The sequence below is a fragment of the Caulobacter sp. CCG-8 genome, from assembly GCF_037402475.1.
GTDB lineage: Bacteria > Pseudomonadota > Alphaproteobacteria > Caulobacterales > Caulobacteraceae > Caulobacter.
Window position 1 is genome coordinate 1 of the sequence record NZ_JBBEUD010000022.1, and the last position, 21,081, is coordinate 21,081.

Annotated in this window: 20 protein-coding genes; 7 read left to right on the forward strand and 13 right to left on the reverse strand. The window is 70.3% G+C overall.

Going from position 1 to position 21,081, the window contains the following annotated elements:
- Positions 1-245: 245 nt before the first annotated feature.
- The 3 genes from WAE60_RS19230 to WAE60_RS19240 all read right to left on the reverse strand — a co-directional run bounded on the left by WAE60_RS19230 (position 246) and on the right by WAE60_RS19240 (position 2,607).
- A complete protein-coding gene (locus WAE60_RS19230; RefSeq protein WP_337687980.1) occupies positions 246-1,508 on the reverse strand; it encodes an RNA polymerase sigma factor in 1,263 nt (420 codons plus the stop codon).
- 43 nt (positions 1,509-1,551) lie between these two features.
- A complete protein-coding gene (locus WAE60_RS19235; RefSeq protein WP_029916034.1) occupies positions 1,552-1,911 on the reverse strand; it encodes a YciI family protein in 360 nt (119 codons plus the stop codon).
- A gap of 108 nt (positions 1,912-2,019) precedes the next feature.
- Positions 2,020-2,607, reverse strand: coding sequence for a CDP-alcohol phosphatidyltransferase family protein (locus tag WAE60_RS19240; RefSeq protein WP_337687983.1), 588 nt, complete (start codon positions 2,605-2,607; stop codon positions 2,020-2,022).
- 349 nt (positions 2,608-2,956) lie between these two features.
- Between WAE60_RS19240 and WAE60_RS19245 the strand changes: the two genes are divergently transcribed.
- Positions 2,957-3,871 carry a serine protease gene (locus WAE60_RS19245; RefSeq protein ID WP_337687985.1) on the forward strand — a complete coding sequence of 305 codons (915 nt, stop codon included), beginning with the start codon at positions 2,957-2,959 and terminating at the stop codon, positions 3,869-3,871.
- A gap of 7 nt (positions 3,872-3,878) precedes the next feature.
- Here the strand turns inward: WAE60_RS19245 and WAE60_RS19250 are convergent, their stop codons facing one another.
- The 5 genes from WAE60_RS19250 to WAE60_RS19270 all read right to left on the reverse strand — a co-directional run bounded on the left by WAE60_RS19250 (position 3,879) and on the right by WAE60_RS19270 (position 7,621).
- Positions 3,879-4,430, reverse strand: a complete 552-nt coding sequence (locus WAE60_RS19250; RefSeq protein WP_337687986.1) for a hypothetical protein — start codon at positions 4,428-4,430, stop codon at positions 3,879-3,881.
- A complete protein-coding gene (locus WAE60_RS19255) occupies positions 4,424-4,996 on the reverse strand; it encodes a hypothetical protein (protein WP_029916028.1) in 573 nt (190 codons plus the stop codon). Before WAE60_RS19255 ends, WAE60_RS19250 begins: the two co-directional genes overlap by 7 nt.
- A gap of 94 nt (positions 4,997-5,090) precedes the next feature.
- On the reverse strand, positions 5,091-6,248 hold the full coding sequence (locus tag WAE60_RS19260) for a glutathionylspermidine synthase family protein (protein WP_337687987.1): 1,158 nt from the start codon (positions 6,246-6,248) through the stop codon (positions 5,091-5,093).
- Between the two features lie 182 nt (positions 6,249-6,430).
- Positions 6,431-7,153 (reverse strand): PspA/IM30 family protein, encoded by a 723-nt coding sequence (locus WAE60_RS19265; RefSeq protein WP_337687988.1) that lies wholly within the window; start codon positions 7,151-7,153, stop codon positions 6,431-6,433.
- Between the two features lie 30 nt (positions 7,154-7,183).
- Positions 7,184-7,621, reverse strand: a complete 438-nt coding sequence (locus WAE60_RS19270) for a YjfI family protein (RefSeq protein ID WP_337687990.1) — start codon at positions 7,619-7,621, stop codon at positions 7,184-7,186.
- 178 nt (positions 7,622-7,799) lie between these two features.
- On the opposite strand from WAE60_RS19270, the gene WAE60_RS19275 reads away from it, so the two are divergent.
- The 3 genes from WAE60_RS19275 to WAE60_RS19285 are packed head-to-tail and all read left to right on the forward strand — an operon-like array spanning position 7,800 to position 9,506.
- Positions 7,800-8,441, forward strand: a complete 642-nt coding sequence (locus tag WAE60_RS19275; protein WP_337687992.1) for a YjfK family protein — start codon at positions 7,800-7,802, stop codon at positions 8,439-8,441.
- A 19-nt stretch (positions 8,442-8,460) separates the two neighbouring features.
- A complete protein-coding gene (locus WAE60_RS19280; protein WP_029916019.1) occupies positions 8,461-8,871 on the forward strand; it encodes a DUF350 domain-containing protein in 411 nt (136 codons plus the stop codon).
- Between the two features lie 8 nt (positions 8,872-8,879).
- Positions 8,880-9,506 carry a DUF1190 domain-containing protein gene (locus WAE60_RS19285; protein ID WP_337687994.1) on the forward strand — a complete coding sequence of 209 codons (627 nt, stop codon included), beginning with the start codon at positions 8,880-8,882 and terminating at the stop codon, positions 9,504-9,506.
- 97 nt (positions 9,507-9,603) lie between these two features.
- Here WAE60_RS19285 and WAE60_RS19290 read toward each other — a convergent pair whose 3' ends face one another.
- Both WAE60_RS19290 and WAE60_RS19295 read right to left on the reverse strand, forming a co-directional pair.
- On the reverse strand, positions 9,604-10,314 hold the full coding sequence (locus WAE60_RS19290) for a class I SAM-dependent methyltransferase (RefSeq protein ID WP_337687996.1): 711 nt from the start codon (positions 10,312-10,314) through the stop codon (positions 9,604-9,606).
- 202 nt (positions 10,315-10,516) lie between these two features.
- Entirely contained in the window at positions 10,517-12,010 is a 1,494-nt protein-coding gene (locus WAE60_RS19295) for an amino acid permease (protein ID WP_337687998.1), read from the reverse strand.
- Between the two features lie 258 nt (positions 12,011-12,268).
- Between WAE60_RS19295 and WAE60_RS19300 the strand changes: the two genes are divergently transcribed.
- Positions 12,269-13,888: a GMC family oxidoreductase N-terminal domain-containing protein gene (locus tag WAE60_RS19300; RefSeq protein ID WP_337688000.1), complete on the forward strand. Its 1,620-nt coding sequence runs from the start codon at positions 12,269-12,271 to the stop codon at positions 13,886-13,888.
- Here WAE60_RS19300 and WAE60_RS19305 read toward each other — a convergent pair.
- Positions 13,885-14,715 carry a DUF2306 domain-containing protein gene (locus WAE60_RS19305; protein WP_337688002.1) on the reverse strand — a complete coding sequence of 277 codons (831 nt, stop codon included), beginning with the start codon at positions 14,713-14,715 and terminating at the stop codon, positions 13,885-13,887. The genes WAE60_RS19300 and WAE60_RS19305 overlap by 4 nt on opposite strands.
- Before the next feature lie 156 nt (positions 14,716-14,871).
- Between WAE60_RS19305 and WAE60_RS19310 the strand changes: the two genes are divergently transcribed.
- Both WAE60_RS19310 and WAE60_RS19315 read left to right on the forward strand, forming a co-directional pair.
- The gene (locus WAE60_RS19310; RefSeq protein WP_337688004.1) at positions 14,872-15,870 is read left to right on the forward strand and encodes an AraC family transcriptional regulator; all 999 of its coding nucleotides are present in this window, start codon (positions 14,872-14,874) and stop codon (positions 15,868-15,870) included.
- A gap of 39 nt (positions 15,871-15,909) precedes the next feature.
- Positions 15,910-16,614 carry a DUF2185 domain-containing protein gene (locus WAE60_RS19315; protein WP_337688005.1) on the forward strand — a complete coding sequence of 235 codons (705 nt, stop codon included), beginning with the start codon at positions 15,910-15,912 and terminating at the stop codon, positions 16,612-16,614.
- Positions 16,615-16,695: 81 nt separating this feature from the next.
- Here WAE60_RS19315 and alaS read toward each other — a convergent pair whose 3' ends face one another.
- Together alaS and recA are read right to left on the reverse strand one after the other, a co-directional pair.
- The gene (alaS, locus tag WAE60_RS19320; RefSeq protein ID WP_337688008.1) at positions 16,696-19,344 is read right to left on the reverse strand and encodes an alanine--tRNA ligase; all 2,649 of its coding nucleotides are present in this window, start codon (positions 19,342-19,344) and stop codon (positions 16,696-16,698) included.
- A gap of 459 nt (positions 19,345-19,803) precedes the next feature.
- Positions 19,804-20,877, reverse strand: coding sequence for a recombinase RecA (recA, locus tag WAE60_RS19325; RefSeq protein WP_029916009.1), 1,074 nt, complete (start codon positions 20,875-20,877; stop codon positions 19,804-19,806).
- Positions 20,878-21,081: the final 204 nt, after the last annotated feature.

Here is a 21,081-nt window from a genome sequence, read left to right on the forward strand (position 1 = left end):
ACGTTGCTGGCGTTTTCCTCGCCGCTGGCGGGGATAGACGCGGCTCGATCCCCGCGCCGGGGACATGCTCTCACGGCAAGGCGTCTGAAATCCTGCCAGGGCGATCAGGGTGAGTGCGTGTCCCCACCTTCGCCCCGAGCGTGTCCGGCAAGTCCACGGCCGACTTGGGGGACACGCACTCACTCCGACCTCGGCGCGAAGCCGGCAGGCGCAGCGGAATGAGTGCATGTCCCCGTCAGCGATCGTCAGCGGCGCGCGGCCTCTTCCGCCCGCCGCAGCAGCAGCGCCTTCTCCCGCCCGTTCCCCGCCAGCTCGGCGGCGGCCTCGAACGCCGCGCGGGCCTCCTCGAACCGTCCCAGCTTCAGCAGCAGGTCGCCCCGAACGGCGGGCAGCAGGTGGTAGGCCTTCAGCGCCGGCTCGTCGGCCAGGGCCTCGACGATCGCCAGACCCTCCGCCGGCCCCTGCGCCATGCCCACCGCCACGGCGCGGTTCAGCTGCACCACCGGCGACGGCGCCACCCGGGTCAGCTCGGCGTAGAGGGCGGCGATGCGCAGCCAGTCGGTGTCGGCCGCCGTGGGCGCCTGGGCGTGGCAGGCGATGATCGCCGCCTGCAGGGCGTAGAAGCCGCCGGCCCCGCCCAGGTCCTGGGCCCGCTTCAGCGCCTTCAGCCCTTGCCGGATCTGCAGCAGGTCCCAGAGGCTGCGGTCCTGGTCCAGCATCAGCACCGGCTCGCCCCCGGCGTCGGTCCGCGCCGCCGTGCGCGAGGCGTTCAACTCCATCAGGGCCAGCAGGCCGTGGACCTCGGGCTCGTCCGGCGCGACGGCGGTCAGCACCCGGCCCAGCCGCAGGGCCTCGTTGCACAGCTGCGGCCGCTGCCAGTCCTGACCCCGCGTGGCCGTGTAGCCCTCGTTGAAGATCAGGTAGACGACCTCCAGCACCGAGGCCAGGCGCGCCGCGCGTTCCGGCCCGCGCGGGGTCTCGTAGGCCAGGCCGGACTCCGACAGGGTGCGCTTGGCCCGCACGATGCGCTGGGCGACCGCGCTCTCGGTCAGCAGGAAGGCGCGGGCGATCTCGTCGGTCGTCAGGCCGCAGACCATCCGCAGGGCCAGGGCCGCCCGCGCCTCGCGCGACAGCAGCGGGTGGCAGGCGGTGAAGACCAGGCGCAGCATCTCGTCGCCGATGTCGTCGTCCAGGACGGAGTCGAGATCGGGCGCGGCCTGCTGCTCGTGCTCCAGCTCGCGGGCCACCATGCCGTGCTTGCGCTCCAGCATGGGGCCGCGCCGCAGACGGTCCAGGGCCCGCCGCTTGGCCGTGGCCATCAGCCAGGCGCCGGGGCGCTCGGGCACGCCGCTGGTCGGCCACGTCTCGAGCGCGGCCACCAGGGCGTCCTGGGTCAGCTCCTCGGCCAGGGGCACGTCGCGCAGCATCCTCGCCAGGCTGGTGATCAGCCTGGGGTGCTCGACCCGCCAGACGGCGAGGACGGCGCGATGGGCGTCGGCGTCGCTCACGGACGCCGGCGGCGCTTGCCAAGGAATGGGGCCCGGACCGGGGTCAATGCTCGATCATCGGGCGGATCTCGCACGTCCCTTCCCAGCCCGGCTGGTGGTCCTTGTGCAGCTGGAGGAACTCGACCGCCGAGGCGACCGCCTCCTCCTTGCTGGCGAATTCGAACATCGCATAGCCGCCGATCACCTCCTTGGCCTCGACCATCGGGCCGTCCAGCACGGTGAACTTGCCGTCGGCCGACAGGGAGACGCGCGCGCCAGCGTCGATCGGCAGCAGACCGCCGCCGCCCAGCATGCGGCCGGCCTGGATCTCGCGGTTGGCCAGGGTGTTCATCGCCTCGACCAGTTCGGGCGTGGCCTCCGGCGGGCCTGGGGGCTTGGTGACGATCAGGCACATGTAACGCATCGGGGTTTCCTCGCTGGAGCGAACCGGGGGCGCCGTCGCCGCCGGACTGTGTCGCTATTGAGGACGACGAACCAGCCCCGGACGGATCGACAGGGTCGGTGGAGATTTTCAGGCCGCCGAGGCCGCGCGGCGCAGGGCCAGCGCCTGCCCCGCTCCGCGAACGTCGCATCGCCAGGCGGGCAGGATCAGCATGATCGCCCAGGCCTCCAGCTGGGAGGCGACGCCCACCGCGAAGGCGGCCGGCAGCACCCAGCCGCCTGTCCCCGCGACCAGAAGCTGGGTGAGCAGCCCCCACAGGGCCAGGCCGAACAGCTTCGACAGCAGGTGGTGCGGCGAGGCCTCCTTGCGGAAGCGGGCGAAACTGATCGCATGTCCCGTCAGCTCCATCACCGCCAGCACCGCGACCGGCGGCCAGAGCGTCGCGACCAGGCCCGGGTGCAGGACCAGGACGGCGGCGGTCGCGCACAGCCAGAAAACCACGTCCGCGCGGCTGTCGAAGGTGCGAAGGCGATCGGTGACGCAATCCAGCCGCCGGGCGATCACCCCGTCGAAGATGTCGGACAGGACGCCGACGGCCAACAGCACGGCGCAGGCCCAGCGGGCCGGAAGGCCGACCGCCAGGGCCAGGACGAGGATCGCCAGCCCGGCCATGACGCGCAGGACGATCAGGCCGTAGGGAATGGCGCGAAGGGTCATGGGCGGGAGACTAGGGCGGGAAGGCCTCGCGGGTCCACGGCGGGAAGGCCCCGCGCGACCCTGCATTGCAATTTGGCCGCCGCACGTCCTAGCATGGCGCCAGGCCCGTCGCCGGGAGGGTTGATCCCTGGACAAGACACGCGCCTCGTCCTCTCGCCTCAGCGTCGCGGCCCTGGCCGCGGCGGGCCTGCTGCTGTCGGTCGCCCCGGCGGCCCTGGCCGCGACCCCACCGCCCACGCCGGAAGCGCTCCAGGCCCAGATCGACGCCATCAAGGCCAAGCTGCTCAAGCCCGACAAGGACGTCTGGGACAAGCTGACCGCGCTCTCCGGGCTGATCTCCGGCGTCGTGGTGGCCGGCATCGGCTTCTATGCGACCCATATCTACAACCGCCGTCAGACGGCGGCCGAGGAAGCGCGCAAGGCGGCGGAGGAAGGGCGCAAGGACCGCGAGATCCAGTTCGCCGAGGCCCAGACGGTCGAGAAGTTCATCGAACACCTGGCCTCGACCGACGAGCAAAGGCGCAAGGCCGCGCTGATCGCGATCTCGACGCTCGGCAATTCCAAGGTGGCGATCGACCTGGCCGAGGCCTTCAAGGGGCCCGGCGCGACCAGCGCCCTGACCACGATCGCGGCGACCGCTCCGGCCGCCCAGGCCGAACGCGCGGTCCTGGCCCTGCAGGACATCCTCCGCGACCTGAGCGGCCGGGTCGTGACGGTGGAAACGCTCACCAAGAAGGGCGAACTCATCGGCATGGCCAACGGCCTGGTGGTCGACGCCGAGGGGCTGGTGGTGACGGCGGGGCACGTCCTGGTCGCCGCGAAGGGCGTCAAGGGCGCGTCCTTCCGGATCGGCCTGCGGCAAGGCGTGACCGCGCCCGCCAAGCTGGTGCGGCGGGACGGCATCCTGGATCTGGGCCTGCTGCGGATCGACGAGGCGCTGGCCTTGCCGCCGCTGGACCGCACGCCGTCGGACGCGGCGTTCGGGGAGCGCGTGGTGGTGGTCTGGGTCGATCCCAGGAACGGCTATGAAAGCGATCCGGTCCTGGAGGTCGGACGCTTCGCCGAGACCGGTGTCCTGGGGGGCGACGGCGGGGCTTCGTACGCCGGCGTCATCGTCCGCGTGAACGCCGCCCCCGGCATGAGCGGCGCGCCGGCGGTCGACAGCGCCGGACGCCTGCTGGGCCTGGTCCAGGCCTCGGACCAGCAGGGCCTCACGGTCCTGATCCCCGCCAAGGACGTCTTCGCCTTCGCGGCGGAAACGTGAGGCCGGCCTAGCGCTTGGGCTCCGGCTTCCAGCACTTGGCCAGCCGCGCCTCGGTCGCCTCGCCCCATCGCGCCAGGTCTCCCGAATTGGACGACCACTCGACGGTGATCGGCGCGCCGTCCGGCTGGGCGCCGTCCAGGCTCCAGACGGTCTGCAGCATACCGTCGGCCGTGTAAGCGCGCGGCGGCGCATAGGGCGACAGGCCCAGGACCTCGATCCGCTGCGGGGCCAGGCGCTCCAGGAGCGCCAGGCTGGTCACCAGGTCCGGACAGCTGGCCGCGTCGGTCCAGGCGGGGCCTTCCATGTCGCTGGCGACCCGCCTGGCCACCCAGCGGCCGCGCGGCGACTGGGGCCGCTGGATATAGATGGACACCACGCTCCACGCCCCGGTCAGGCTGTGGAGCCGGGTGAAGCCCGCCGTCGGCCCCAGGCCCTCGAGCCTCTCGCCGCGGGCCTTGGCGGCCTCGCGCTCGAAGACGCCGTCGGCGGCCCCGCAGGGCGGGCCGCAGACCAGGGCCGCGAGCATCGCGACGCCCGCGAAGGCCAGGGGTCTCAGCAAGGCTGTCCCGCGGGGTTCACTTCGGGTCCGTGCACGGTTTCGGTCCGATTGCGATGATCATAGACGAAGATGACCCAGGTCGGCTTCGGGCCCTCCGGCGGATAGGTGGCGCCGATGATGTACATCAACAACCTGGACCCATCTCCCCCCGCCGCGGTGATATCGGCCCCCAACCGGTCATAGACCGCGTTCCAGTCGGCCGCGGACGGGATCAGCGTTCCGCCGGGGTGGTTGTGGATGATGCCGATGACGTCCTTCGTGGCGATGCCCGTGAAGTTGTACGGCGCGGAACCGGTCCCGATGGCGCCGGTTCCCAGGGCGCCGACGGCGACGCCGTCGCCGGACTTGTAGAGGACCGCCGACTGCTCCCGGTGCCCCAGCTGTTCGCCGCGGCCCTTGGCGGCCAGGTCGAAGCGCCGTTTCGCCTCGGCCGCCGCCGCGTCGGTGTTCCACTCCCAGCGCTCGTCTTCCGCCTGGGGAGGCCGGCCGGGAAAGGGGTTCGCGGTGTTCGTGCGGCGTTGGCCGACGGCGGCGATGGGCTCGAGGCCTGGAGGGGCGTCCGGCATGGGTCTTCTCCTCTCATCAAAGGCCAGAGAATACACAACCCAAAGTTTGTTCGCACCAAAAGGTGGAGCGGCTCGCCACGGGTGGTCGGCGAGCCTACCCCTCGATCACGTGCGGCACGAACCGGGCCAGGTTCTTGGTCACCACGCTGTCGTCCTCGCGGATGCCGATGCCCGCCGGCTCGTTGCCGACCATCCACGCCCCGACCACCGGGCGCTTGCCGTCGAAGTCCGGCGGCGGGTGGTAGGCCTGGACGATCGCGCCCTCCTCGCCGTAGCCCTGGTCGAGGACCGGCTCATCCCCCCCGACGATCTCGACGTTCGCGCCCTCGCGCGAGAACAACGGCTTGCGCACGAACCGTCCGCCCAGGGCGCTCGCCGCCGGGTCGCCCTCGAAATAGGCCTCCAGCAGGTTGGGATGGCCGCGATGGCGTTCCCACAGCAGCGGCAGGACGCCCTTGTTCGACAGGATCGCCTTCCACGGCGGCTCGATCCAGCGCACCTGGGCGGTCTCCAGATGCGCGGCGTAGGGCTCGCGCAGCATGAACTCCCAGGGATACAGCTTGAACGCCGCCTGCAGGACGAAGCCCTCCAGGTCAACGAACTGGCCTTCCTCGTTCAGGCCGATGTTGTCCATGGCCACGAACTTGGGCTCGACGCCCGACTGCAGGGCCAGGTCCTCAAGGAACCGCACGGTCTGGCGGTCCTCGACGGCGTCCTCGTCGCTGGCGAAGTGGACGAAGCCACCCTTCGGAAAAAGGCGTTTGAACCGGTCGCGCAACGCCTCGAACAGGCTGTTGAACTGGTCGGCGTTGGCCGGGAACGTCCCGTTGGCGATCAGCTCCTCCAGCCACAGCCACTGGAAGGTGGCCGCCTCGAACACGCTGGTCGGGGTGTCGGCGTTGTACTCGTAGAGCTTGGGCTTGGCCTTGCCGTCGTAGCCGAAGTCGAACCGGCCGTAGAGCGAGGGCTGCTTGGCGCGCCAGGAGCCGGCCACCAGGTCGCGATGCGCCTCCGGGATCGCCAGCCGCTCCATCAGCTCCTGGCTGCCGGCGACCTCGTCGACCAGGTCCAAGCACAGGTCGTGGAGCTCGGCCGCGGCCGGCTCCAGGTCCTGCTCCACCTGGTCCAGGGTGAAGGCGTAGGCGACGCTTTCGTCCCAGTACGCCTGGCCCTCGGTGTGGTGATAGACGAACCCGACCGCGTCGGCCTTGGCCTGCCAGTCGGGACGCGGGGTGAGTTTCAGGCGGCGCATCAGGCTTCAATCCATTTCAGCATTGCGGTCGACAGGGCCCGGCGCTTCCAATCCGTCGTCATCCCGGAAGCCTCGCAGAGGCTGTCCGGGACCCAAGGGACTGGGCTGATGCGGTGCGGTTCACCTGGATCCCGGACAGCGCTGCGCGCTTCCGGGATGACAACCCTTTGAGGACCGGAAACCTACTCGGTCTTGCCGTCCTTCTGCTCGATCTGCAGCGGCGGCGGGGCGGAGAGGCGGGCCAGGACGTCGTCGGCGCTGGACTGGCCCGGCAGGATGCCGGCCAGGCGCAGCTTCTCGTCCAGGTCGGCGCCGGTGCGGCGGTCTTCCAGCTCGCCGGCGGCCTTGATCTTCTCGCCGCGGATCGCCTGGCGCTCCTTGATGCGGGCCAGGCTGTCGGCGGCCGAGCCCAGAGCGGCGCCCGCGCCGGCCCCGCGCGCCGAGACGGCGGCCTGGGCCTTCTGGACGCTCTCGTTGACCTTCACGACCTCGACCTCGCGACGCAGGGTCTCAATGCGGCGGTCGGTGGCGGTGATGGCGGTGTGCAGTTGGTCCTCGGCCGCGCGCATCTCGCCGATCTGCGGCTCCTTCAGCGCGATGTCCTGCTCGAGGTCGGCGATGCGCTGGGCCACCTGGCGGGCCAGGTCCATGTCGCCCTTCTGGACGGCGGCGCGGGCCGAGCCCTCGTACTTGGTCACCTGGTCGCGGAAGCCGGCGACCTCCTTCTCCAGAATGCGGCGGCGCGCCACCAGCGTGGCCATGTCGTCGCGGGCCTTGCCCTGGGCGGCGTCGGCGTCGCGGATCTCCTGGTCCAGGATGCGCAGGGCGTTGGCGTCGACGACGGCGGCGGTGGCTTCGTGCGCGCCCGCGCGGCCCAGGGTGAACAGCTTGTTCCAGATGGACATAGGGGTGGTCTCTCTTGAGGCTCTTATGGGTCAGGCGGCGGGGGAGAAGGAAGCGCGCAGGTCGGAAGCCGCGTCTATGGCGTTCTCGGCCAGGGTGCGCAGCTCGATCAGGATCTCGTCGACCGGCGAGGTGGTCGAGATCTCGCCGAACAGCTCGTAATAGTCGCGCCCGCCCACGGTGCTGATGCCGAAGTTCGACAGCGGCACCAGCTTCTGGGCCTTGAGCAGGAACTCGTTGAAGGCGTGGCGATCCTTCTGCTCATCGACGGGCCACAGCAGGGTCGAGGCGGCGATCTGCTGGTCGCTGACGCTGACATAAATCTCCAGGTCGCCCTGCCAGTGCATGGTGGCCAGCAGGATCGGCTCGGCGCCTTCCAGCACCCGCACCGTCAGCTCGTCGGCGCCACGCCCCGGCGCTTCGTCGAGCGCGGCCTTCAGGGTGCGGACAGTCCAGGCGGTCTGGCTCATGGGGGCGTGATCCTCTCTGTGGGCCTCTTCAGGCGAGTTCATACTAGATGGGCGGGCGAACGTCAGTCGTCGAGAGCGCGACCTTACGTGGTCGCATGACAAGTTGGTAATCCCGCCGCCCCTTTTGTCGCCGCGGTTCGCGTCGTACATGTGACGCGAGTTTCGCATCGGGTCGTTCATGTTCAGCAAGCTCTTCGGCCGCAAGGACACAGCCCCCGCCTCGGCCCTGCCGGCGATCCGCAACGTCACCCTGGGCCGCACGGTCTGGCTGGACACCCTGGCCTGGCGCCGGCTGGGCGACGACCTGCGCTTCCCGCTGGACCGCGACACCCTGGAGATCACCGCCCAGGGCCTGGTCGACCTGAAGGACGGCGGCTTCGTGCACCGGTTCTACACCGACGACGACGTGATGTTCCAAGCCGTGTCCGACGACCGCGAGGGCCAGCGGGTCAACGACATCACCGTCTTCGTGCCCTGGGACAGCGCCTATCCGGGCGGCCGCGCCGATCGCGACGCCTGGGGCAAGCGGCTGCGGGCCCGCGCCTTCACCGGCCCCGGCCTGCCCGAGTACCAGCGCCTGTGGTTCGGCGACGAGGCCGAGAGCCAGGAGCCGGTCACCTTCTGGGAAGACGTCCACGACGACCGCGACGGGATCCCGGATCGGCGTATCTTCCAGACCTGCATGCTGTTCGGCCGCGACCTGCCCGGCGAAGGCCGCGAGCTCCTGCTGGCCATCGAACAGGAGAACGAGGACCGCACCGAGGTGTCGTTCGAGATCATGATCGGCGTCCCGCTGGGCGTCGGCGAATTTAGGGCCTAGGGGCCCAAGGGGGAAACAGATGGACCTGCACGGATTTGGCGCCAGCGCCCTGGCCTTCGTGGTCGCCTTCGTGGCCGCGGGCCTGTTCACGGTGATCTTCAAGATCGTCTACCAGTGGGTCACGCCCTACAACGAGGCCAAGCTGATCCGCGAGGGCAACGTCGCCGCCGCCCTGGCCCTGGGCGGGGCGCTGGTCGGCTACGTGCTGCCCCTGGCCTCGGCGCTCAGCAACACCGTCACCCTGCTGGAGTTCTGCGCCTGGGCCGCCCTGGCCGGCGTGCTGCAGATCGCCGCCTTCACCCTGGTGCGCGTGGTGGTGATGAAGGACGTGACCGCCCGGATCGAGAAGGGCGAGGTCGCCGCCGGCGTGTATCTGATGAGCATCTCCCTCGTGGTCGGCGTGCTGAACGCCGCCTGCATGACGGCCTGAGGCGCGCCATGACTGTACAAACCTCCCCTCCCCGCCGCCGCCTGCGCTCCAGCAGCCTGGCCCTGACCGGCCTGATGGCCGGCACGGCGATTTCGGTCAGCGCCTGCGACGATCCCGGCACGGCCACCCAGTGGGGCGACCCGCCGTCGGCCTCGCGCGAGATCGACGCCAAGACCTACGCCTCGCTGGACGACTGCAAGACCTCCGGCGACATGACCGCCGCCCAGTGCCAGGCCGCCTACGACCAGGCCCAGAAGGACAGCGCCGCCAACGCCCCGAAGTTCAGCGACCAGCAGAGCTGCGAGGAGCGCTACGGCGTCGACCAGTGCGTGCCGCGCAACAACGGCGGCGGCGGCAGCTTCTTCACGCCGCTGCTGACCGGCTTCATCGTCGGTCAGGCGCTGAACAACATGGGCGGCGGCTATTACGGCGCGCCGATGTACCGCGACCGCAGCGGGACCTATTACGGCGGCTCGGGCTATCCGCTGTCGCGCGACTACGTCACCGGCCGCACCCGCGTGCGCACCGACAGCTTCAACGCGCCGGAGATGCGAGCCCCGGCCCGCGTCCAGAGCCGCAGCTCGGTGATCTCGCGCGGCGGCTTCGGCGGTTCGGGCCGGTCGTTCGGGGGATGATCCGGACGGGGTAAGGTTGGGGACACGCGACTCGCGAACGGCGCTCTTGTTCTCCCGGCGCGGCTGACGGCGAGCGCGTGTCCCCCCTCCCCCTCCCCTAAGGCTTCACGAACTTCAGGACGAACTGGTCGGTCTTGCCCCGGATCGACGGGTCGAAGACGCTGGCGGTGTGCGGGTCGGCCGCGCTGTGCAGCAGCGGGCTTTCCCCGGCCAGCTTGAAGCCGGCGGCCTCGACCTCGGACTTCACGGTCGCCATCTCGATGCGGTGCAGCTTGTTCGGCGCGTCCGCCGAGCCCGGCGCGGCGGCGTGGTCGACGACCAGGAACACCCCGCCCGGCTTCAGCGACTTGAACACCTCGGCGTTGACCTTGGCGGCGGTGTCGGCGGGGAACGGCGACAGGTGCAGGTCGTGGTAGTTCTGCACGGTGATCACCGCGTCCAGCCCGTCGGGCAGGTCCAGCGCGCCTAGGCTGGCGTCCAGCGGCGTGACGTTCTTGTAGGCCGCCGCGACGGTCTTCAGGTCCTCGCCGTACTGGGCCTTGAACTTGATGAACTCGGCCGGCTGATAGGCGTAGACCGCGCCGGTCGGCCCCACCGCCGGCGACAGGATGCGGGTGAAGTAGCCGCCGCCCATGATCAGGTCGACCACCTTGGCGCCGGGCTTGACGTTGGCCAGGGCCAGCAGCTCGGCCGGGTGGCGCGCGGCGTCCCGGGCGGTGTCGGCGGCGGGCCTGGCCGGATCGGCGAGGGCCGCCGTCAGGTTGGCGGGAGCCTGGGCCAGGCTTGGCGCGGCGACCGCGCCGAGCATGAGGGCGACCGCCACACTCGCGAAGAATGGGGCGGAGATCACGGACCGCGACGTCATGGATTTCCTCACCGTTGTTTCCCCTCGATAGCCTGTCACGGCCATTGGGTGAACATCGATATTCGAAATCGCGATGAGTTTCAGGGGACAAGCTGGGGACAGCTTGCCCCCAGCCCGTCCCCTGAAAGGGCCGCAAACCCTGACGTCAGTGGGTCTCGTAGGCCGCCTTGCCGCCGCTGATCGCGAAGGCCTCTTCCGGCGACAGCACCAGCTTTTTCCGGCCGAATAGTGCGAAATAGGCCACGCCCACCGCGAACCAGATCGCCACCCCGATCACCCCGGTGCGATAGATCGGGTCCTTCAGCTGGTAGAAGATCGTCACCAGCGAGATCACCACCGTCAGGCCCGCGCCGGTCAGGCCGAACCGGCTCTTGTAGGGCCGCTCCAGGTCGGGGAACTTGCGGCGCAGCAGGATGAACGACACCCCCTGCGCCACGTAGGACAGCATCGCCCCGAACACCGCCATGTTCAGCAGGGTGCCGCCGATCACCGCCGCGCCCTTCTCGGCGCCCAGGATGAACCAGACCGCCAGCATCACCGCCAGGCCGGCCCCGGAACCGGTCAGCAGGGCCACGTCCGGCGTCTTGCGCACGCCGTGGGTCACCGACAGGGCGCGGGGGAAGTAGCCGGCCCGCGACAGCGAATAGATCTGCCGGCCATAGGCGAAGATGATGGCGTGGAAGCTGGCGATCAGCCCGGCCACCGCGACGGCCGCCAGCACCTTGGCCAGGCCGCCGCCGTAGATCGTGCGGAAGCCTTCCAGGATCGGCTCGCCCGACTTGGCCAGGGCGAAGGTCCCCGGGGCGATGGCGCTGTTCAGCCACAGCACCAGCAGGGCCGAGACGATCAGGGTCGAGATGCCCAGGATGATGCCCTTGGGCAGGTCGCGCTGCGGCGTGTGGCTCTCCTCGGCCGCCAGGGGCAGCTGCTCAATGGCCAGGAACAGCCAGACCGCGAACGGCAGCTGGGCCAGGGCCCCGCCGATCCCGGCCGGCAGGAACGGGCCGTGCCCGTCCTTCAGCTCGGTCCCGCCCGGCCCGACGTTCATGGCGTACTTGGCGAAGTCGGCATGCGGCAGGGCGCTGACCCAGAACACCGCCAGGCAGGCCAGGGCCAGCAGGGTGATGAACACCGTGAACCGGAACGACATCGCCACCCCGCCGGCGTTCAGCCCCACGAAGATCACATAGGAGCCGATCCAGTAGAGCGGCTGCACCCAGGCCGGCGTCTCGAAGATGCCGCCCAGGTACGAGCCGATGAAGAAGCAGACGACCGCCGCCGTCAGCACGTATTCGACGTTCTCGCACAGGCCGGTGACGAAGCCGCCCCACGGCCCCATGGCGGCGCGGGCGAAGCTGTAGGCCCCGCCGGTGTGCGGCTGGGCCGCGGCCATCTCGGCGATCGAGAAGGTCAGGCCCAGGTACATGACGGTGATGATCAGGGTGGCCACCAGCATGCCGCCCCAGCCGCCGGTCGCCATGCCCAGGTTCCAGCCCGAGAACTGGCCCGAGATCACCGCCCCCACGCCCAGCGCCCACAACGAGAACACGCCCGCGTAACGCTTGAGGCCCCGCTTGTCGAAATAGGCGGCGTCGACCTTTTCGTAGGCCACGCCCCCGCCCACGGCTTCCTCGCTCATGCCCGTCCCTCCGGCTTGAACATCCCGAGACGAGGTTGCGCCCGTACCGCCGGGACGGCGAGTCTCCGTGATCACGAAATCGGCGCTTCGGAGATCGACGTTCACTATTTCGGCGCGCCTGCCGCAGGAGGCGGCATGTACGGTCCGACGGCGATCTCGCCCTCAGGCCGTTCATGGCCATCGCCGACGAGACGTATCGACTGTACAGCGATATCCCGGTCTAGCGCCCGAAGCGGCGCGGGCGAAGGATGGGGCGGGATGGCGGGCGAGATCGACCTGGGGACGTTCGACTACGTCGTGGTGGGCGCCGGCTCGGCCGGCTGCGTGCTGGCCAACCGCCTGTCGGCCGATCCGTCGGTCAAGGTGCTGCTGCTCGAGGCGGGCGGCCGGGACGACTGGATCTGGTTCCACATCCCCGTCGGCTACCTGTTCGCCATCGGCCACCCGCGCGCCGACTGGCGGCTGGAAACCGTCCCCCAGCCCGGCCTGGACGGCCGCAGCCTGCCCTATCCGCGCGGCAAGGTGATCGGCGGCTCCTCGTCGATCAACGCCATGATCTACATGCGCGGCCAGGCCCAGGACTATGACGCCTGGCGGCAGAAGGGACTGGTGGGCTGGAGCTGGTCGGACGTCCTGCCCTACTTCCTGCGCCACGAGGACCACATCGCGCCGTCGGGCGACCATCACCGGTCGGGCGGCGAGTACCGGGTGGAGCATCCCCGGGTGCGCTGGGACATCCTGGACGCCATCCGCCGGGCCGGGGAACAGGCCGGCGTCCCGGCGATCGACGACTTCAACGGCGGTGACAACGCCGGCTCGTCCTATTTCCAGGTCAACCAGCGGGCGGGCCGGCGGTGGAGCACCGCCACGGCCTTCCTCAAGCCGGTGTTGACGCGCGGCAACCTGCGGCTGGAGACCGGCGTCGAGGTCCAGCACATCGACCTGGACGGCCGGCGGGTGACCGGCCTGCGCGCCGTGCGCGGCGGCCAGGTCCTGACCGCCCGGGTCGCCGGCGAGCTGATCCTGGCGGCCGGGGCGATCGGCTCGCCGCTGATCCTGCAGCGCTCGGGCGTCGGCGACGCCGAACGGCTGAGGCAGGCCGGCGTCGTGGTGCGGCATCACCTGCCCGGCGTCGGCGCCAACCTGCACGACCACCTGCAGATCCGGCCGGTCTACAAGGTCTCCGGGGTGCGCACCCTGAACACCGACTACGCCAACCTGGTCCGGCGCGCGGGCATGGGCCTCGACTACGCCCTGCGGCGGTCGGGTCCCCTGACCATGGCCCCGTCGCAGCTGGGGATGTTCTGCCGCTCGGACCCCGGCCGCGAGACGCCGAACCTGCAGTTCCACTTCCAGCCGCTCAGCCTGGACCGCTGGGGCGACGGCTTGCACCGGTTCGGGGCGTTCACGGCCAGCGTCTGCAACCTGCGCCCCACCAGCCGTGGCGCCGTCGCCCTGTCGGGTCCGGGCCTGGCCGATCCGCCCCGGATCGATCCCAACTACCTGGCCACCTGGGAGGACCGCGACGTGGCGATCGCCTCGCTGCGCTGGGCCCGCCGGATCGTGGGCCAGCCGGCCCTGGCGCCCTACGCCCCGGAGGAGTTCCGTCCCGGCGCGGCGGCCCGGACGGACGAGGACCTGCTGGCGGCGGCCAAGGCGCTGGGCACGACGATCTTCCACCCCGTCGGCACGGCGGCCATGGGCCCGGCGGGCGACGCCTGGGCCGTGGTCGACGCGCGCCTGCGGGTGCGCGGGCTGCAGGGCCTGAGGGTGGTCGACGCCTCGGTGATGCCGACCATCACCTCGGGCAACACCAACGCCCCCACCGTGATGATCGCCGAGAAGGGCGCGGCGATGATCCTGGAGGATCGCCGCTAGGACTTCGGCCAGACGTGGGGGAGCCACATGAAGGCGATGGTCCCGAAGACCCCGGCCGCCGTGAAGGCCGAGGCGACCACGACCAGGGCCGCCGTCAGGACCTTGCCGACGCCGCCGGCGCTCCGCTGGGCCGCGCCGTACAGCTCCAGGATCGTCAGCGGGATCAGGTAGCTGCCGAAGGTCAGGACGACGTCGGCGGGCCCCGACATGTCGTCGGTCATGCCGACGGGCCCCCGGTTGACGAGGATCCAGCCCATGATCCCGACCCGCAGGAACCAGACCCCGCTGACCACCATGAACGTCCGCAGGGCCCAGCGCCGATGCGCCTCGAACCGCCGCTTGACCGCGTGTCGCCAGGCCAGGCCGGCGAACACCAGGATGAGGACGGCGTTGACCAGGATGGCGACGGCCGAGATCACCGACAGGTAGGTTCCCCGGACGACCGCCATCCAGACGCCGCTCAGCGCCAGGAAGACGGCGACGACGAGGAAGGTCCGGCCGGTCCAGCGATGCAGCCTGGGCCATCGGCGGCGCAGGCCGGGGATCATCTGCATCAAGCCGCCCAGCGTCACGACCGAGGCCAGCAGCACGTGGGCGGCGAAGACGGCGTTGCCGGCGTCGTCGCCCTTCACGTAGCCGGTGATCAGGGGCTTGTCGTTCCAGCCGGCGAAATTCCCGGTCGCGGTGCGCACGCCGTAGAAGGCCAGGATGAAGGCGATGAAGGCGCTCTGGCCGAGGGCGGCGACGCTGAACCAGAGGACGCCCGCCCACCGCAGGGCAGCGGCCCCGATGGTCCGGGGAAACGGGGACGAGGAAGGGATCGACATGGCGGCTCCTGACGCGACCTCGAGGCTGAGGCCGACGGCAGGGATGGCGGCGAGGCGCGCTGCGGGTCTCGCCGATTTGGAATTCGGCGAGAGATATTTTCCGCCGGTCGCGCGGGCCGGTGGACAGGGCCGGGCCCCGAGGGGCACTTTCGCCGCATGACGACCTTCAACGCTTCGATCGCGACCGTGGAGAAAGGCTTCCGACCGTGGCGGCCGCGCGGCCGGCTGCAGGTCCATGCGACGATCGCGGCGGCGTCGTTCGTCTGCTACATCTTCGGCCGCCTTCTCGAGGGCGGCGCCGCGACGGCCTTCTCGCTGATCGGCGTCGGCGCCTGCGGCTGGGCTTGGCTGGTGGCTCGCGCCCTGTTCGATCCGGCCCCGCGCGACGCGCGATGGGCGCGCGTCGTCGGTCTGGTCCTGGCGCTGAGCGGCGCGCTATCGGTCCTGGCCCCGGCGGGCGGCATGGTCGGGCGCGTCGCCGACAGCCTCTACACGCTGAGCGGTTCGGCCGCTCTGCTGCTGACCTTCGTCGAGCCCTTCCATCGCTACACGCCCGACCTGCCGCTCGGCGAGAAGCGGTTCCGGTTCGCCTTCGTCACGGTCTACGCCGGGCTGGTGGCCGTCTCGGTGCTGGGTCTGCGCGCCGTGGGCGACGGGCCCGGCGAGGCGCTACGGGACGACCTGGTCAAGAGCGCCTGCGCCCTGACGGGCCTGGTGGCCGTCCTGGTCGCCGTGCGGTTCCGCCTGGGCCATCCGCTGGCGGCGCGGACCGCCCGCCGCGCCCCGACCGAGGACGACGCGCGCCTGGCCGAGCGCCTTCGGCGGCTGCTGGTCGAGGAGGCCGTCGACAGCCGGCCCGAGCTCAAGATCGGCGACGTCGCCGCGCGGCTGGGCGAGCCCGAGCATAGGGTCTCGCAATGCATCAGCACGGCGCTGGGCTTCGCCAACTTCAACCGCTGGATCAACCACCACCGGATCGTGCGGGCCAAGGGCATGCTGGCCGCGCCGGACGAGCGGCGGTCGATCCTGGAGATCGCCTTCGCCTGCGGCTTCGCCTCCCTGGGCCCCTTCAACCGCGCCTTCCGCGACGAGGTGGGCACGACTCCGCGGGACTATCGCGCGACGATGCGGGCGGGCGCGACGGCCGCAGGCTAGGTTTGCCGGGCGGCGCTCCACACGCTAACGATCAGCGCCATGAGGACGCTTCTCGACCGCATCCACGACCTGCGACGCCGGCTGTTCGGACACTATGAACTGGACGATCCACGCCCCATCGCCCGCGAGGCCCCTTACACCTTCCATCTGCCGCCGGAAGATGAATTGCGGGCGTTGGCGGTCGGCGATCACGCCAAGCTGATGTTCCGCGGCGATCCGCCCGGCCGGGAATGGGCGGTGGAGCGCATGTGGGTGCAGATCGTCGAGATCGGACCCGGCCACCTTCTCGGCGTCCTCGACAACGTCCCCAACGACATGCCGCAGCTGAAGGTCGGCGCCACGGTGCGCTTCGCCCGCCATCATGTGATCGACATCGACTGGGCCGCCCCCGCCAGGGCGCCGGCGCGCGCACCCGAACGCCAGGTCTGGGATCGCTGCATGGTCGATCAGCACGTCGTCGATGGCGACGCCCCTGTCGGCTACCTCTATCGCGAGGAGCCCGATCTGGCCGAAGACGGCGACCGCTTTCCCGACAGCGGCTGGCGCATCCGGGCCGATGAAAGCGGCTTGGCGAAGGGCGAGGTCGAGGCTCGCGGACCGACCTATGTCGCGATCGGCGTCGTGCTGAACCAGGACGACAGCTGGATCCATCTGCTGGACGAGCCGATCGGCTCCGCCTTCCTCCGCGATCCCGACACGGGACTGTTCGTGCGGGAAGAGCGTCGTCAGGAAGATGAGGCCTAGGGAAAGGCGGGCCGGCCCAAACACAAAGGACGGCCCGGCGGCGAGCCGGACCGTCCTTGTGTCGAGCGCTTCGGACCGGGCTTAGCCGGCCAGAGCGGCCTTGATGGCGTCCAGGCCGTCCTGGGCCTTCGACGCATCGGGCGCGCCGCCCTGGGCGAAGTCGGGCTTGCCGCCTGCGCCCTGGCCGCCCATGGCGATCACGGCGGCCTTGGCCAGGTCGGCGGCGCTGAACTTGCCGGTCAGGTCGGCGGTCACGGCCACGGTGACGGCGGCCTTGCCGTCGGTGGTCCCGACCAGGGCCACGACGCCCGAGGTCAGCTGCTTCTTGAACTCCTCGGCCACGCCGCGCAGCTCCTTGCCGCCGACGCCGTCCAGGACGCGGGCGATCAGGGCCGTGCCGGCGACGTCCTCGGGGCCGGCCGCGCCGCCGCCCGAGCCGCCGCCCAGGGCCAGCTGCTTCTTGGCCTCGGCCAGTTGCTTCTCCAGGGCCTTGCGCTCGGCGACCAGGGCGTCGACGCGGGCCAGGACCTCGGCGACCGGGGTCTTGAACTGGTCGGCCAGGGCCTTTGCGACGCCCGCCTGGTCCAGCAGGAAGCGGCGGGCCGCCTCGCCGGTCAGGGCCTCGATGCGGCGCACGCCGGCGGCCACGCCCTGCTCGGAGACGATCTTGAACAGGGCGATGTCGCCGGTGCGGGCCACGTGGGTGCCGCCGCACAGCTCGACCGAATAGGCCTTGGCCTCATCCGTCAGCGACTTGCCCAGGGTCAGCACCCGGACGCTGTCGCCGTACTTCTCGCCGAACAGGGCCACGGCGCCGGCCTCGATGGCCTCCTGCGGCGCCATTTCCTTGGTCTCGGCCGGGACGTTCTGGCGGATCACCGCATTGACCTCGGCCTCGATGCGCTCGATCTCGTCGGCGGTCAGCGGGCCGCCGTGGCTGAAGTCGAAGCGCATGCGGTCGCCGTCGACCATCTGGCCCTTCTGGGCGACGTGCGGGCCCAGCACATGGTGCAGGGCGGCGTGCACCAGGTGGGCGGCCGAGTGGTTGGAGCGGGTGGTGTGGCGCTTGGCGGCGTCGACCGAGGCCACGACCTGGTCGCCGACCTTCAGCGGGCCGGCCAGCTCGACGCGCTGGACGTGCAGGTCGCCGGCCTGCTTCTGGGTGTCGATCACGCGGCTCTCGACGCCGTTGGCCTCGATCACGCCGGTGTCGCCGGCTTGGCCGCCGCTCTCGGCATAGAAGCTGGTGCGGTCCAGCAGGACGTCGGCGGTCGTACCGGCCTCGACCGACTGGACGGGCGCGCCGTCGACCAGGATGGCCTTCACCGTCCCGGTGGTCTCGGTGTTGTCGTAGCCGACGAAGTTGGTCGGGCCGTTGGCCTCGCGGATCGGGAACCAGGCGGCGGCCGCGCCCTGCTGGCCCGAGCCGGCCCAGTTGGCGCGCGCCATCGTGCGCTGGCGGTCCATGGCCACGTCGAAGCCGTCGGTGTCGACCGTCAGGCCCTTGGCGCGCACGGCGTCCTGGGTCAGGTCCAGCGGGAAGCCGTAGGTGTCGTAGAGCTTGAAGGCGGTCTCGCCGTCCAGCACGCCGCCGGCCGTCAGGTTGGCGGTGGCCTCGTCCAGCAGGCCCATGCCGCGGCCCAGGGTGACGCGGAAGCGCTCTTCCTCCTGGCGCAGGGTCTCGACGATGGAGGCCTCGGCGCGGCGCAGTTCCGGATAGGCCTGGCCCATCTCGGCCACCAGGGTCGGGGCCAGGCGGTGCATCAGGGGCTCCTGCGCGCCCAGCAGGTAGGCGTGGCGCATGGCCCGGCGCATGATCCGGCGCAGGACGTAGCCGCGGCCTTCGTTCGACGGCGTGACGCCGTCGGCCAGCAGGAACGAGGACGAGCGCAGGTGGTCGGCGATGACCCGGTGCGACGGGGCCTGGTCGCCCTCGGCCTTGACGCCGGTCAGCTCGACGCTGGCGGCGATCAGGCTCTTGAACAGGTCGATGTCGTAGTTGTCGTGCACGCCCTGCAGGACGGCGGCGACGCGCTCCAGGCCCATGCCGGTGTCGATCGACGGCTTGGGCAGCGAGACGCGCTCGCCGCCGGCCATCTGCTCGAACTGCATGAACACCAGGTTCCAGATCTCGATGAAGCGGTCGCCGTCCTCATCCGGGCTGCCGGGAGGGCCGCCGGGGATCGAGGGGCCGTGGTCGTAGAAGATCTCCGAGCACGGGCCGCAGGGGCCGGTGTCGCCCATCGACCAGAAATTGTCGTTGGTGGCGATGCGGATGATGCGGCTGTCGTCCAGCCCCGCGATCTTCTTCCAGAGGTCCGCCGCCTCGTCGTCGGTGTGGTAGACCGTGACCAGCAGCTTGTCCTTGGCCAGCTTGAACTCGCCGGTCAGCAGGGTCCAGGCGTGGTGGATCGCCTGTTCCTTGAAGTAGTCGCCGAACGAAAAGTTGCCCAGCATCTCGAAGAAGGTGTGGTGGCGGGCGGTGTAGCCGACATTGTCCAGGTCGTTGTGCTTGCCGCCGGCGCGGACGCACTTCTGCGAGCTGACCGCGCGCGGATGGGCCGGGGTCTCGGCGCCCGTGAACACGTTCTTGAACGGCACCATGCCGGCGTTGACAAACAGCAGCGTCGGATCGTTCTGCGGCACCAGCGGCGCCGAGGGCGTGATGGCGTGATCGGCCGCGCCGAAATAGTTCAGGAAGGTGCTGCGGATCTCGTTCAGGCTGGGCATAGGTGTCTCGGATGTTCCGTACGCGTGTCCGGTCGAACCGGAAGTCGGCGCTGCATAGCGCGGTTTCAAGATTTGTGGAAACCAACTCGACGGGTTGAAGGCGGAATGCCGCGCTCGGTGCGGCCGTGTCGCCCCTCCCCCTGTGGGGAAGGACCTTGGCGCACCGACTTGCCCCCGCCTTACCGCTTCGCGGTCTGTCCGCCCCCGTGGGGGGCGGAGGCTCGGTTCCGGCGGCCGGCTCAGCGCCCCCTCCGTCGTCCCGGACTTCGCCCGGAACGCCACCTCCCCTGGAGGGGGAGGATCAAACGAAATCGGGCGCCTGGCATGGGGTCCAGGCGCCCGGGTCGCGGCCGGCCGTGGCGGTGTTCACGGCGGGCTATAAGGCGGGGTCGCCCGCTGTGGGCGGCGGCCGCGAAGCTTCCGGTCGGCGGCCCATGGGGGAGCCGCCGCCCGAAAATCCTATTCCTCTGCGTCGTCGTCCTCGGGACCGCCGACCAGCAACTCTTCCTCGATCTTCCGCGACGACTGACGGACCGCGGCCTCGATCTCGGCCGACAGGTCCTTGTTGGCCTTCAGGAACTCGCGGACGTTGTCGCGGCCCTGGCCGATGCGCTGGCTGTTGTAGGAGAACCAGGAGCCGGCCTTGTCGATGATCCCGGCCTTGACGCCCAGGTCGATGATCTCGCCCAGCTTGGAAATGCCCTCGCCGTACATGATGTCGAACTCGACCTCGCGGAACGGCGGGGCCACCTTGTTCTTGACCACCTTGACCCGGACGTTGTTGCCGACGATCTCGTCGCGGTTCTTGATCGAACCGGTGCGGCGGATGTCCAGGCGGACCGAGGCGTAGAACTTCAGGGCGTTGCCGCCCGTGGTGGTTTCCGGGCTGCCGTACATCACCCCGATCTTGTGACGGATCTGGTTGATGAAGATGACGATGGTGTTGGCCTTGTTGATCGAGGCGGTCAGCTTGCGCAGGGCCTGGCTCATCAGGCGCGCTTGCAGGCCCGGCAGGCTGTCGCCCATCTCGCCTTCGATTTCGGCCTTCGGCGTCAGGGCCGCGACCGAGTCGACGATCACGATGTCGACGGCGCCCGAACGCACCAGGGTGTCGGTGATCTCCAGGGCCTGTTCGCCGTTGTCGGGCTGGGCCACCAGCAGGTTGTCGAGATTGACGCCCAGCTTGTGGGCGTAGCCCGGGTCCAGGGCGTGCTCGGCGTCGACGAAGGCGGCGGTGCCGCCAGCCTTCTGGCATTCGGCCACCACGTGCAGGGCCAGGGTGGTCTTGCCCGAGCTTTCCGGCCCGTAGATCTCGATCACCCGCCCCTTCGGCAGGCCGCCGATGCCCAGGGCGATGTCCAGGCCGAGCGAGCCGGTGGAGATGGCCTCCATCTCGACCTTGCCCTTCTCGCCCAGCTTCATCACCGAGCCCTTGCCGAACGCGCGATCGATCTGGGCCAGAGCCGCCTCGAGGGCGCGTTGTTTGTCGCCGTCTTCTTTGCCCACGAGTTTCAAAGCCGCCTGATTGCTCATTGGAGATATCCGCCCTTATTCCATGATTCCGACAGTCGGATCGGAGGTTCGCGACCGCCGCGCCCACCCGCCTGTGGAATGATTAATGCGTACATGTTTTGTTCCATGTTCGCAACATGTTCTTACTCTAGAGGCAGGGTACGTCAGAACCGGTCGCTTCGAGGGCGGCGCGTGCGACAATTCCTCGCGCCCCGGACCGACGCT